Here is a 13,815-nt window from a genome sequence, read left to right on the forward strand (position 1 = left end):
TCGGCCCCCATTCACTGGCATAATGGAGACTCGCTTGGGGGGCGCTTCGTTTTCGGCGCGCGCTCCGTGCCATGTTCAGTCGAAGCGCCTATTCGGCAGTCAGTACAGGGTTTGCATGGTGAGAGATCCGAAGTTAACGGCCTCCGCGATAGTTGCGCGAAACTCGCTGTCATTCATCGAGAATCTGTTTGCGCTAAATGAGGCTCGACAGCCGCTGGTCATTGTGTCCGACGAGGCCTTCGCGCGGACCCTGACCGGGATGGACATCGACCGGTGCATCATTCCCGATGCGGAAACTGGCTGGTTCACCGAGCGGCACCCCCTGATCCGCGACGATCGACCGGCGCAGGTCACCTATACCTCGGGGACGGAGGGCAAGCCCAAAGGCATCGTCCTGACCTATTCGAACTTGGCCGATGCGGCGGACCGGATCATTGATCAGATGGATCTGACGCCAGAGGTCCGCGAATATGTCGGTGTGCCGGCGACCTATAGTTTCGGCATGGGCCGGATTCGTGCGATCAGCGCGGTCGGCGGTCACGCCTATCTGCCGCCGCGCGGCTTCGATCCCCTCGAACTTTCTCGCATGCTCCAGTCGGGAGAGGTCAATTCGCTCTCTGCGGTGCCCACGCTTCTGCGAATTATACTGAATGCGCCGGATGTCATCGGCGATGCCGGCAAGAAGCTGCGCTGGATGGAAATCGGTTCGCAATTCATGTCGGGCGCAGAGAAACGTGCGGTTCGCGACCTTTTTCCCAATGCCCGGATCGTTCAGCACTACGGCTTGACGGAAGCATCCCGCAGTAGCTTCCTGCGTATCTCGGAGGTCCCCGACGAATATCTTGAATCCGTCGGGAAAGCGGTTGGCGCGACCGAGGTCGGGATAACCACGGCGGGCCGGATCCGGATTCGGGGGCCGCATGTCGCCCGCTGGCGCTTCGATGCGGATGAACTCGCGGACCTGGTCGGTCGCGATGGCTGGTTGGAAACCAGCGATCTGGGCCACATCAAGGACGGCTATCTCTATTATGACGGCCGGGCGGACGATCTGATCAACACCGGCGGCGTGAAGATCAACCCGGACCTGCTCGAATTGCGGATTGCCGAGCGCCTTGGCCTGGGCGGCAAGGTCGTCGTGGCGAAAGTACCCGACGCCCTTCGCGGAGAAGGGGTCCTGGTAGCGGCCGAGTCGATGGATCTCGCGGCCGACCGGCTTCATTCCGTTGCGGCCAAAGCCCTGAAAGAAATGGGAGTGAACGCTGGAGACGCCCTGCACGTCAGGGTGATGCCGGCGCTTCCACGGACGGCAACCGGCAAACCGTTGCGGCGCAGCCTTACCGAAGAATTTGTCCAGGCGAACGAGGCGGCCGCAGCCGATCCCGATGTCGATCACGCCGCCGCGCCTATACCCGACAATGTGCAGGCATTTTTTCGGCAGTTTTTCCCCGGCAGGAATGTCGGACCGGAAGACAGCTTTGAAACCATGGGTGGGGATTCGCTCAGCTATATCCACTTCTCGCTTCGATTTGAGGAACGTTTTGGTCCGCTACCCAGCGGATGGGAAGCGCTGACGGTCGCGCAGCTGGAACAGTGCAGGACCCCGGTTCGCGCGAATAGCTGGCGCCGGCTGGAATCCGCCACGTTGACGCGCGCATTCTTCATGATCTGTATCGTTGCGCTGCATCTGGATACCTTTGTCTACAGCAAGAACTGGGGCGCAGCATATTTCCTGTTCATGCTGTGCGGATATAGCGTCATGCGCTTCCAGTGGCCGGAAATCAGCCGTACCGGGAACGTCAGCACAATTTTCGGAACCATCGTGCGGGTCGCCATCCCGACATTCATGGTCGTCGTCGCCATGCAGCTTTGGGCCAGGACTTTCGAACCGAAGCCGCCGCTATTGATATCCAACTGGTTCGACCCCGAACAATATCACGTCGCATATTATTATTTCGCCGAAATCTACATGCAGTTGCTCCTGATCGTCGCAGCGCTGCTGGCGATTCCGAAGGTGCGGGAATTGTTCCGAAGTCATCCGATGGGTAGTTCCACGGCCCTCATGATCATTGCCATCATTATAAGCTGGCAGGTCGAGAGGGTCTGGGACACGAACTATCTCTACCACCGCACCCCGATCTGGTATCTATGGACGGTTGGCGCCGGCATGCTGATAGCCAGCGTGCGCGATCTGCGGGATCGTGTTTTTGCCATGGTGGTCGTGACCGCGGCTGTCGTCGAGCACCACGGCCTCACTTCGGCGAGCGCCTATATAACGGGCGGGGTAGCGCTATTGCTCTTTGTGCCCGAGATATCGGTTCCGGCCTGGGTAAAAACGATCGTTGCGGAGATCGCCGCTTCGTCGATGTTCATGTATCTCAGCCACTATCAGGTGAAGTCGCTGGTCATTCGGCTATTCCACGGGCCGATGCCATGGTTTTCCCTTTTTGCCGCGATCGGCTTCGGTATCGTCTTCGCTCGGATATATAATTGGGCCGATCAAGGGGTGCGCACATTTGCGAGAGCGCACTGGAAGCGTGACCGGCTCCCGCCGAGCGGTCCAGATAGATTGCTGGTGCACTGACGCCTCGATCGCCGACATGGACCGCAGCAGGATAGCCGAGCCGCCGCCGCGCATGATATCGGGCGCGACGGGCCTCGGGTTCATTGAGAACAAATCATAAACAAATCCCTTTCCTACAATATTTTACCCCGCCATATCCTGTCCGGTTTTGGCAGACAGGAGGGCTTATCATGCAGAACCGGACACCTATTGCAGCAGAAGATCGGGCGCCGCTTCCCGAATTTACGCCGGTGCCGCGCAAATATCGGCACGATGGATGGACGCCCGAGCGGCAGCGGGCGTTTGTCGCAGCGCTTGCCGACACCGGGTCGGTCAGTCGGGCGGCCGCGATGGTCAATATGGCGCAGGCGAACTGTTATACGCTTCGCCGCGCGCCCGGCGCGGAAAGCTTTCGGCGGGCATGGGAGGCCGCGCTCGATTTCGGGGTGGCGCGGCTGAAGGATATCGCGTTCGAACGTGCCATCGACGGCTATCTGGTGCCGGTCTTCGTCGGCGAGAGGCTGATGGGGTTTCGGCGCAAACATAATGACGCGCTGCTGATGTTCTGTCTTCGCCATTATGGGCAGGATGCGGGGGGCAAGCGGACGACGATCAACTATTTTTCAACACGGGCCGGGGCCGTTGCCGGGACTGGCGAGGTTGGCGCGGAGGCGGCGGCCGCGGTGGCGGAGGCCTCGACGACGACGGTACGGACAGTGATCCATGGCGGCGCGGCAGGCGCGGGCGACCCGGCCGCGGTGCAGGATGAGGCGGCGGCGCTGCTGGATGGGTTCGAGGGGGCGGCGCTCGATGCGCGGGCAGAAGCCGAGATCGGTGCGGCGCTGCTGGCGCTCGCCGAACGCCAGCGTGCGCTGATCGCCGCCGCCGACCAGGGCGGGCAGGAGGCGGTTGCGATGCAGATTGACGATCCGGGCGTGGAATTGGTCCAGCTCTGCGAGGGTGACATACCCTATCATGGGCCGCTGCAAATGTACGAAGGGCCCCCAGCCGATGCCGAGCCGGCGCAGCGCTTTGCGGGCGAGGCGGACTGGGTCAGCGCAGGGGACGATATTCCTGAGGGCTATCTGGCGTGGATCGAGGCGGCCGAGGCGCGCGGCGAGCGCGTGCCGGCGATGCCGCTGACGCCTGCGGTTTCGGACGGCGTGGCCGAAGTGAAGAAGCGACCGTCGTGGCGGCAGGCGCGCAAGGCGAAAGCGGCGGAAGGCTAAGCTTTTTCCGCGCGACACTTCAGCCATTCTTCGGCCTCAATTGCGGGCGATCAAGCGCGAACAGGGAGGGTATCTTATGACCATGAAGTCGATTGCCGCATCGCTCGCGCTGCTATCGTGCGCCGCGTCGCCTCTCCATGCGCAGACGGTCCGCGAGCCCGCGCATCTGAACGGCGCGGGGCCGGTCGCGACGGGCGGCTTCGTGGGCGCGCGGCTGCGCATCCCGCTCGGCGGAACGCGCAGCGACGAGAACCGGAAAATTCGTGCCGGGCTGACCGTCGCGCCGATGCAGCGGAGCGACGGCGCGGGGCTCAAAGGGCCTGCATGGCGGATCGGCGAAGGGCTGGAGTTCGGCTTTGCCGGGGGCGGGGCGGCCCCGCAGCTTTCGATCGGCGGACAGCGCTATGCGCCCGGCGGCTCCACGCCGGGGAAGGGGCGCCGTCACATGTCCGACGTGGGGACCGCGGCGGTCGTCGTCGGCGGGCTCGTGCTGCTGGCGGGGATCGGCCTGCTCGTCGCGCTCGATGCCTCGGACGACCCCGATCGCTGCTGTGAATAGGCGCGGCTGACCCGGCCGGGCGCTGCCGCGTTGGCGGTTAGCGCCCCTCGATCGCCGGGGCCGCGCGCCGCGTCCGGCTTTCCCAGATCGCGACGGCGGCGAGAAGCAATGTCGTGAGCCACCCCATGGTGAGCAGGTCGGCGTTCAGCCCGATGGGAGCGAGGGCGAGCGCCGCGACGATCCCCGCGAGGTGCGACGCCGGGATGCGGCCATAAACGACGCGGCGATAGATCGCGCTGCCGGCCAAATAGAGGATCGGCCCGGCGGCGATCACCAGTACCTGCGGCAGGCTGGCGTGGCCGCCCGGATGCTCCATCGCAAGATCGTTGCCGACCGCGCAGACGATGATGCCCGCGACGAGGATCGCGTGGACATAGTTGAACCAGGCGCCGATGCGGCCGGGGTCGTCGGACGTGGTGATCTTTGTCGTCGCGTCCTTGCTCGAGGTGCCGAAATAGAGCCACCAGAGCGCGAGCGTGCCGAGGAAGGTCGCCCCGAGCGCCGAGAGGAGCGGACCGCTCCAGCTTTCGCCGCGCGCGAGCGTCGCGCCGGTCGCGAGCAAGGTTTCGCCGAGCGCGACGATGACGAACAACTGACAGCGCTCGGCCAAATGGCCGCCTTCGATCGTCCAGTCGCTCGTGCGCGATCGGCCGAGCCCGGGAAAGGCGAAGCCGGTCATCGGCGCGACATATTCGAGGAAGACCGCGATGGCCCACAGGAACAGCCGTGCCTCATGTCCTGCGAGCGCTCCGGCGATCCAGAAGCAGCCCGACATGGCGAACCACGCGGCCATGCGCCGGTAATTCGCGGCAAGCGCGGTCGAGCGGTCGAGCGCGAAGATCACGAAGAGCGTGCGGCCGAGCTGGATCGCGACATAACAGCAGGCAAAGACCAGCGCCTTGTCGCCGAACGCGTCGGGAATTGCGGCGGACATCACCAGCGCGAGCAGCATCAGGACGAACAGAAAGCTACGCAGCCGGGGATGTTCGGGGTCGAACCAGTTGGTGACCCAGCAGGTATATTGCCAGCCGAGCCACACCGCGAACCAGAGGATCAGCGTTTCGAGCGCGCCGACGAGGCTGAGGTGGTGGAGGAGCGTGTGGCTGAGCTGGGTGACCGCGAAGACATAGACGAGATCGAAGAATAATTCTTCGAAGGTCACGCGCGCGTGATGACCGTCGCGGTCGCGCAGCATCGGGCGGGCAGAGGAGGCGCCGTGGCGCTTCGCCGTCATTGCGCGGTGACCGGCCTGGCGTGCATGAAATTCCCCTTCGGAATGGATCGCGGCCTGAATATCCCTGCCCCGGCGGCAAGGGAAGATGGCCCATGGGATAGGTCCGGCGGCCGGAGGGACGGCCGCCGGGGGAGGGGTCACTTGGTCGTGTAGCCGCCGTTGACGAGGATCGTCTGGCCGGTCATCCACCAGCCGTCGGACACCAGCAGGCGGATCCACGGCACGATATCCTCGATGTCGGTGAGCCCGGTCTTCGAGAAGCCCGAAAGCGCGGCGGCCGACTTGTGATAGGCCTGCGCATCCTCGCCCTCTGCAGGGTAGAAAAAGGGAGTATCCATGGGGCCGGGGCCAATCGCGGTGACTGAAATACCCCGGGCCCCGAACTCCTTCGACGCGGCGCGGGTGAAATGCTCGACCGGTGCCTTGGTGCCTGCATAGGCGGCATAGAAAGGCGTGTAGGCGCCGAGCAAGGAGGTAGCGAGCGTGCACACCTTGCCATTGTCGTTCACATGTTTCCCCGCCTCTTTCAGGAAGAAGAAGGCGGTCTTCGAATTGACCGCGGTCATCTCGTCATATTCGGCTTCGCTGATTTCGGTGAAGGGCTTTTTCAGCACCTTGCCGACGGTGTTGATCGCGATGTCGGGGCGGCCGATCGCGGCGATCGTGTCGGCGAACAGCTTTTCCATCGCGCCCGCCGAAGTGAGGTCGGCCTGAAAGGCGACGGCCTCGGCACCTGCCGCGCGGATCGCGGCCAGCGTCGCTTCGGTTTCGGCGGCCGATGCTGGACTGTTGTAGTGGATCGCGATCGCCTTTGCGCCCTGGTCTGCAAGGTCGCGCGCGATCAGTCCGCCCAAATTCTTGCCGCCGCCGGCGATGAGGACGGTCTTACCCTTGATGCGGTGATCGGCCATTTTGGTCTCCTTGGTCGTTGTTTATCCAAGGCTAAGCCGCTTTGATCTTGTCCGCTTTCAAATTCCGGCGCAGTTTTCGAATATTGTCTCGGCGAGTCGTGGGGGCTCGCAAGGTGGGTGATTGACCGAAGCCGCAACCGTCTGGGATGGTATCAGGCCGCGATCGGAGCGCGACGTCGTCGCGCGGCATCAGGCGCAGATCGGCCAGCTTGGCGTGCTCGCCGCCACCGAAAATCTCGAAGCGCCGACCGATTGGGCGTTCGAGGAAGATCATCATGTCATCGTCGTCCATCTTGGCGGCCGGCTCGACCGGATGGAGTGCGAGTTCGCTGTGGGGCCGTCGGGGCCGGTGCTGCCGTCGCGCGGCGATGTGTGGATGATCCCTGCGGCGTGTCGCTATGCCGCGCTGGCACAGGGGGAGCGGGCGGAGTTTGTCGAGCTGAGCGTGCCGACGGCGCTGCTGGCCGACGCGCCGCTCGTGGCGCGGGTACGGCATCGCGATCCGTTTCTCTTCGACGCGGCGGCGCGATTGTTCGAGCTGGTACGCGAAGCGGATGATGATCTGGCGCGGATGGCGTCGCACGAGGTCGGTGATGCGCTCGAACGGCATTTGTTTCATCGCTATGGGCATCGCGATCCGCGGCCCATGCGGCGGGCGTTGTCGGCATCGGATCGCAACCGGCTGGTCGATGCGATCCGCGGGCAGCTCGATGCGGAGCATAGCCTTGCTGCGTTCGCGGCGCTGGTCGGAATGGATGAGCGGGGCTTCACCGGTGCCTTTCGCGACGCGTTCGGTGTGTCGCCCTGGCAATATGTAATGCGCGCGCGGCTCGACGAGGCGGCGCGGTTGCTATGGTATGGCGCGGAGCCGGTGACCGAGGTGGCGCTGGCGACGGGCTTTGCCTCGCCGAGCCATTTCGCGACCGCCTTTGCGCGGCGCTTCGGGGTGCCGCCGTCGCGCTATCGTGCCGCAGCACGATAGCGCGGGCGGTTCGGCGCGTCAGAACTTCAGGCGCGCGCCGACATAGAATTGACGACCATTGTCATAGATCGCGCGCGGGCGGTCGCGGGTGCCCGAATATTGCTCGATCTTCTCGTTGGTCAGGTTGATCGCGTCGGCGGTGAGCGCGATATTGTCGGTGATGTTCACGCTGACCGACGCGTCGAGCGACGACAGTGCGGCCTGATTGAGCGGCGCCGCGCGGTCGATATCGATGAAGAATTTCGACCGGTAGTTGTACGAGAGCCGCGCGCTGATCAGGTCATTCTCATAATAGCCCGTCAGGTTGAGCGAGTGCTTCGAATTGCCCGGGATCGGGTCGCCATTATTCGCCTTGGCGTCGGAGTAGGTGTAGTTCACCACCGCGCCAAAGCCGCCCCAGATCGGACGCGACACCTGGAATTCAAAGCCCTGGTTGCGTCCGCCGTCGCCGTTGCTGCGACGGTTGATCTGATAGGGGCAGTTGAACAGGTTGGGATTGCCGCCACCCGCCGCGACGCAGCCCGCGGGCTGCGACCCCGGCACGAACACGCCCGGCAGGATTTCGGTCGAGGTCGTGTTGACGATGTACGACTGGATATCCTTGTAGAAGGCGGCGAGCGCGACGATCGTCTCGCGGTCGGGATACCATTCGATCGACAGGTCATATTGGTTGGCGCGATACGGATCGAGGTTCGGATCGCCGCCGCGGCCCGTCAGCAACGTGCCGTTGAGGTCGACGCCGGGGGTGATGTCGACGAAGTCGGGACGCGTAACCGTCTTGCCCGCGGCGAAGCGCAGCACGACCTGCGGCGAGAGATCGACCGAGAGGTTCGCGCTCGGCAATATGTCGGTGTACGATCGCTTCGCGGTCGACGGGGTGAAGCCGCCGAACGGGTTGGTGAACTGGGGGTTCGCGCCGCCGATGATATAGCCTTCGGACGTCTGGTCGGTCGTGATCACGCGCACGCCGACATTGCCGCGCCAGCCTTCGCCGCCGAATTTGGCGAGACCGTAGCCGCCCCAGGCCTTTTCGTTGATCGAATAGGTGTTGCCGGGGACGAGGAAGCGGTCGTTTGAGGGTGACGTCGATGCGCCATAGATGGCCCGCAGCTTCGCCGGATCGACGCGCCAATAGTCGGTCAGCGTGCCGGGCGCTGCGATATTGTCGAGGAAGTCGCCGGGCATGCCGCTGCCGGTCGCGAAGTCGGCCGAGGTGCATGGGGCGCCATTGCAGCGCAGGCCGGGGGTGAAGACGCCGCCGTTGGTGGCGAAACGTTCGGCGACGCGGTCGTGGTCGGTATATTTGACCCCGAATTTGAGCGCGGTGAGCGGACCCCATTCGACCTGTTTTTCGACGTCGAGGTAGAAATATTTCTCCTCATCGTCGTTGGTGACCGACTGGATACGCGCAAAGTCGGGGCGGATGCCGAGCGGGTTGAGGGGGTTGGGGTTCGAGAAGCTGACTTCGGGGCGGCCGCTGGTGAGGTCATAGCTGAACGCGCCGGGGCCGGCGAATTCGATGAAATTCTCGTTGCTCGTGTCGCCGTTCGCCTTGGTCCAACCGGCCTTGAAATGCACCGACAGACTGTCGGTCGGGCGGTAGGTCAAATCGAAGTCGGCCGAGACGGTCTTGGCGACCGCTTGGCGGTCGATCGCGTCATAGACGACACCGAAGCCCGTCGTGCCGCCTGTGGCCGACGCGATATTGCCCGAGACCGCGACGCCGTCGCGGACCACGGCATTGCTGATGGTGCCGCCGCCGGCGAGCGCCTGCTCGCCCCATGCGATATAATTCTGGTTGAAGTTGTCGGCGTTGAAGCGCGAATAAAGGCCGGTGATGTTGATCTCGAGCTCGTCCGACGGACGGAACTGGATCCCGACATTGGCGCCATAGCGTTCGCGATCCTGTTCGAACATCGTCGAACCGATCAGCGTCGGGACGAGCGCGCTCTGTCCGCCGCCGACGGGGAAGGAACGGTAGCCGAAGATTTCGAGCCCGTCGCGGCGCGTGCGGCGCTTCTGATAGATGGCGCCGACGAGGACGCCGAAGGTCTCATCCGCATTCTTCCAACTGATGAGGCCGGAGACCTGCGGGTCGACCTTGCCCGACAGGTCCGAATAGGCGGCCTGCGCCGAGGCCGAGAGGGTGAGCGGGTCGAGGTCGAGCGGGTTGCGCGTGATGACGTTGATCGTGCCGCCGACGCCGCCTTCTTCGACATCGGCCTGCGGGCTCTTGTACACTTCGAGACGGCCGATGATCTCGGCGGGCAGGGTCAGATAGTTGAAGCTGCGCGTCGAGGCGACCTGATCGAGGATAAACCAGTCGGCGGTCGCGACGCTGTGGCCGTTGAGGAGAGTCTTGGTGAGGTTCGGCGCGGTGCCGCGCAGCGAGACGCGCTCGCCTTCGCCGAACTCGCGGTTGACGACGATGCCGGGAACGCGCTGGAGCGCTTCGGCGACATTCTTGTCGGGGAATTTGCCGACATCCTCGGCGGTCACGACGTCGGCGATGACCGCGAGGTCGCGCTTTGCATCAATCGCTTCGCGGATCGAGCCGCGGATGCCGGTGACGACGATTTCGCTTTCCGCCGCATCGGCGGGGGCCGGGGCGGGCGCCTGGGCGTGGGCTGCGCTGGCGGCAAAAAGCAATGCACCAATGCTGGCCGAAGCGAGCAGATATCTTGCATTGGTCATGTTAAGTCTCCCTCCAAAAGTTCAAAAATCAATTATTGCTCTGATTTTGAGGGGACCTTAGACATACCAATTTAAACGTCAAGCGCGATTTTGCGCAATAAAACGTCGGATATCGAGAATAGAGGGATATTTTGGTATTTGATTGGTATCATAGCGTGGCGCGAAGGCCAGCCGACCGGCGCGAGCCCGTGACGGAAAGGCGGAGCGAATGTCCGCTATATCAAAAGTCGGGAAGCGACTGGCCGGCAAAGCCCCAGCCCTTGAGTTCCGCGCTGGCGGCGCGTGCGAGCAACGCCTCGCTATCCTTGATCGTCCACTGGCCGGCTTTTCGAATATCGACGAGTTCGTCCCAGCCGATGGGCACCGCGACGGGCGCGCCTTCGCGCGCGCGCACCGAATAGGGCATGATCGCCGTGCTGCCGCGCTGGTTGCGGAGATAGTCGATGAAGATTTTGCCCTTGCGCTTTGCCTTGCTCATCGTCGCGATGAAGCGGTCGGGCTCGGCGAGGCTGAGCGCTTCGGCAAAGCGTTTCGAGAAATCCTTGTGCGCGTCCCAGCTATGCCCCGGATCGAGGGGGACGACGACGTGCACGCCCTTGCCGCCCGAAAGCATCGCGAAGCTGACGAGCCCGATGTCGGCAAGCTGGCGGCGGATGTCGAGCGCGGCCTTTTTGACGGCCGCGAAATCGAGCCCCTCGTCGGGGTCGAGGTCGAATACCATGCGGTCCGGCTTTTCGAGCGCATCGACATGGCTGCCCCAGCCGTGAAATTCGATCGTCCCCATCTGGACGCAGGCGAGCAGGCCGTCGGCGTCCTCGACGTAAAGATAATCCTCGTGTCCGCCGTCCTTCTCCCTGATCGGCACATGCATCACATGCCCGCCGAATGATCCCGAATCATGTTTCTGGAAGAAGCATTTCTTGCCGCGCCCCTGCGGGCAGCGGACGAGGCTGATCGGACGGCGCGCGGTGTGCGGGAGCATGACGGGCGCGATGGCGGCGTAATAGTCAGCAAGGTCGCCCTTGGTCGCCTTTGCCTCGGGGAAGATGACGCGGTCGCGGCTGCTGATCGTCACGTCGCTTTCCGGCGCGGGGGCGGGTTGCTTCGTTTCGGGAGTCACGTCTTTTGCCTCCTTGTCGTGGCGCAGGCCGAGGAAGCTTGCGTGGCGTACCGATCCGCTCGCGGTAAATTCGGCGAATGCGATTTCGGCGACGAGATCGGGCTTGAGCCAATGAACCTTGCGCGCGGCGGCAGCGTCGACGTCGAGCGGAGCGGTCTTGCGCTCCAGCCTGGCGAATGATTTCGCGAGATCGGCCATCGTCTCGGCATCGAAGCCGGTGCCGACATTACCCTTGTAGACAAGCGCGTCTCCCTCGCGCTGGGCAAGGAGGAGCGACGCGAAGGGGCGCGCCTTGGTCGATGATGGATTCCAGCCGACGATGATGAATTCCTGTCGGCGGGTGCATTTAACCTTCACCCAGTTTTTGCTGCGGCGGCCGGCATAGGCGGCGTCGGCGCGTTTCGAGATTATGCCCTCTTGCCCGGCGCCGCACATCGCGGCGTAGAGTGTCTCACCCGCCCCGATGACATGATCGGCGACGGCGATCGGTGCCTTGGCATCGCGGAGCAGGGCTTCGAGGCGTTCCTTGCGTTCGAGGTTGCCGAGTTTGGCGAGCGACTTGCCGTCCAGTTCGAGAAGGTCGAAGGCGAAGAAGTGGAGCGCGGTCGCTTCGTCCTGCGCGCCGTGGCCGCGTTTTAGGACCGCTTGCAGCGACGAGAAGTCGGGGTTGCCGTCCTTGCCATAGGCCACGATTTCGCCGTCGAGCAGGCACGGCGGCAGATCGAGCGCGGCGATATGGCGGACGAGCGGCGCGAATTTGTCGGTCCAGTCGAGGCCGCTGCGCGTATAGACGCGCACGTCCGATCCCGCTGCGGCGATTTCGGCGCGATAGCCGTCATATTTGATCTCATGGAACCAGCCGTTGCCGCCGGGGACGGCGTCGACGAGCGTCGCGAGCTGGAGCGGACGGAATTTGGGCGGCTTGCCCTTGGTTGCCGGTTTCGCGACCTTTTTGTTGTGCGCGGCTGCCGCCTGCATCTTCCGTGCGAAGGCCGCGCCTTTGGCGCCCTTCAGCGACTGCTCGCCGCCCTCGTCGCCCGCGATCTCGGCCATGGTGCGGCCGGTGAGGACGCTTGTGAGCTGCCGCCCGACGAGGTCGTCGGTGCCGCCGGAAAACGCATCGTCGACCTTGCGCAGCAGCCAGTTTTCGCGCTTCTCGCCCGGTCGCGGCTGCATGCGGACGAGCAGCCATTCGCCCTTCATCCGGGTCCCGTCGAGCGTGAAGTGGAGATGGCCCTTTTCGAGGTCCTTCGCGCTCTTGCCCGCGACGGGCTTCCACGTTCCACGGTCCCACAGCATCACGCTGCCGCCGCCATATTCGCCCTTGGGGATCACGCCTTCGAAATCGGCGTAGGACATCGGATGATCCTCGGTGCGCACTGCGAGGCGCTTGTCGGCGGGGTCGGCGCTCGGGCCCTTGGTCACCGCCCAGCTTTTGAGCACGCCATCGACTTCGAGCCGGAAGTCGTAATGGAGGCGGGTCGCGTCATGCTTCTGGACGATGAAGCGGTTGCCCGCGCCCTTTTCGATCTTGCCCGCGGGCTCGGGTGTCAGCGCGAAGTCGCGCTTGGCATTATATTGCGCGAGCGGATCGGCGCGCTTCGCCATCTCAGGCGCGCTTGCGGGCGGCGGGCTTTTTGGCGGGCGCTTTTTTGGCCGAAGCCGCCTTGGTTGTCGCAGTCTTCTTGCCATCGACCGAAGCCTTGAGCGCCGCCATCAGGTCGATGACGTTCGAACCGCGGCTGCTGGTTGCGGGTTCCTCGACATCTTCGAGCACGCGCTTGCCTTTTGCCTTCGCCTTCTTGGCGATCACGCGTTTCAGCGCGTCGATATAATGATTATGATAATCGCCTGCGTCGAACGCGCCCGACTTTTTGCCGATCAGCGTTTCGGCGAGGTCGAGCAGGTCGGCGTCCGGCTTGGCATTGCCGACGTCGCGGAAATAATTGGCCGCCTTGTTCACCTCGTCGGCGTAGCGCAGCACTTCGAGCACCAGCCCGCGGCCACACGGACGCAGCGCCACGAGCTGTTCCTGCCCGCGCAAGGAAAGCTGACCCAGCCCGACCTTCTTCGTGCGTTTCAGCGCTTCGCGCAGGACGATATAGGCCTCTTCGGCGAGCTCGTCGGCAGGGACGACATAATAGGGCTTGGTGTAATAGAGGACGTCGATCGCATCGGTGTCGACAAATTGGACAAGCTCCAGGGTCCGCTTGCTCTCGAGCTTGACCGCCTCGATCTCCTCCTCGTCGAGCAGGACATAATTGCCCTTCGACAGTTCGAAGCCCTTGACGATATCGTCATGGTCGACCGCGCCGATGCCGGGCACGACCTTTTCATATTTGATCGGCTTGCCACTCGGTTCGTGGATCTGGCGAAAGGTGACTGCGGCGCCGGATTTCGTTGCCGAATAGATTTCGACCGGGATCGACACCAGCGCGAGCCGGATCTGACCCTTCCAATATGCACGTGCGGCCATCGACTTTCCCTTCGCTGTTCCGATTCCAAATGTTCGGAGCGGGCGAGGGG

At 63.7% G+C, this 13,815-nt stretch carries 9 protein-coding genes; 4 read left to right on the top strand and 5 right to left on the bottom strand.

The window, feature by feature from the left end; translation table 11 throughout:
- The first annotated feature begins 115 nt into the window (after positions 1 to 115).
- The 3 genes from KEC45_RS00180 to KEC45_RS00190 all read left to right on the top strand — a co-directional run bounded on the left by KEC45_RS00180 (position 116) and on the right by KEC45_RS00190 (position 4,348).
- Positions 116 to 2,581, top strand: a complete 2,466-nt coding sequence (locus KEC45_RS00180; RefSeq protein ID WP_062185303.1) for an AMP-binding protein — start codon at positions 116 to 118, stop codon at positions 2,579 to 2,581.
- Positions 2,582 to 2,751: 170 nt separating this feature from the next.
- The gene (locus tag KEC45_RS00185; RefSeq protein ID WP_062185301.1) at positions 2,752 to 3,789 is read left to right on the top strand and encodes a hypothetical protein; all 1,038 of its coding nucleotides are present in this window, start codon (positions 2,752 to 2,754) and stop codon (positions 3,787 to 3,789) included.
- Between the two features lie 76 nt (positions 3,790 to 3,865).
- Positions 3,866 to 4,348 carry a hypothetical protein gene (locus KEC45_RS00190; protein WP_152682478.1) on the top strand — a complete coding sequence of 161 codons (483 nt, stop codon included), beginning with the start codon at positions 3,866 to 3,868 and terminating at the stop codon, positions 4,346 to 4,348.
- Positions 4,349 to 4,385: 37 nt separating this feature from the next.
- On the opposite strand, the gene KEC45_RS00195 is transcribed toward KEC45_RS00190, so the two are convergent.
- Both KEC45_RS00195 and KEC45_RS00200 read right to left on the bottom strand, forming a co-directional pair.
- On the bottom strand, positions 4,386 to 5,582 hold the full coding sequence (locus KEC45_RS00195) for a low temperature requirement protein A (protein WP_062185295.1): 1,197 nt from the start codon (positions 5,580 to 5,582) through the stop codon (positions 4,386 to 4,388).
- Between the two features lie 137 nt (positions 5,583 to 5,719).
- Positions 5,720 to 6,493 (bottom strand): SDR family oxidoreductase, encoded by a 774-nt coding sequence (locus KEC45_RS00200; RefSeq protein WP_252171300.1) that lies wholly within the window; start codon positions 6,491 to 6,493, stop codon positions 5,720 to 5,722.
- A 121-nt stretch (positions 6,494 to 6,614) separates the two neighbouring features.
- Here KEC45_RS00200 and KEC45_RS00205 point away from each other — a divergent pair, with 121 nt between their 5' ends.
- Positions 6,615 to 7,475 (top strand): helix-turn-helix domain-containing protein, encoded by an 861-nt coding sequence (locus tag KEC45_RS00205; RefSeq protein ID WP_252171301.1) that lies wholly within the window; start codon positions 6,615 to 6,617, stop codon positions 7,473 to 7,475.
- Between the two features lie 18 nt (positions 7,476 to 7,493).
- Here the strand turns inward: KEC45_RS00205 and KEC45_RS00210 are convergent, their stop codons facing one another.
- The 3 genes from KEC45_RS00210 to KEC45_RS00220 form a co-directional block, all read right to left on the bottom strand.
- On the bottom strand, positions 7,494 to 10,169 hold the full coding sequence (locus tag KEC45_RS00210) for a TonB-dependent receptor (protein WP_083435970.1): 2,676 nt from the start codon (positions 10,167 to 10,169) through the stop codon (positions 7,494 to 7,496).
- A 220-nt stretch (positions 10,170 to 10,389) separates the two neighbouring features.
- Positions 10,390 to 12,897, bottom strand: a complete 2,508-nt coding sequence (gene ligD / locus KEC45_RS00215; RefSeq protein WP_062185288.1) for a DNA ligase D — start codon at positions 12,895 to 12,897, stop codon at positions 10,390 to 10,392.
- A gap of 1 nt (position 12,898) precedes the next feature.
- The gene (locus tag KEC45_RS00220; protein WP_062185285.1) at positions 12,899 to 13,765 is read right to left on the bottom strand and encodes a Ku protein; all 867 of its coding nucleotides are present in this window, start codon (positions 13,763 to 13,765) and stop codon (positions 12,899 to 12,901) included.
- Between the last annotated feature and the right edge of the window lie 50 nt (positions 13,766 to 13,815).

It is taken from the genome of Sphingopyxis sp. USTB-05 (genome assembly GCF_023822045.1).
In the GTDB taxonomy this organism is placed as follows: domain Bacteria; phylum Pseudomonadota; class Alphaproteobacteria; order Sphingomonadales; family Sphingomonadaceae; genus Sphingopyxis.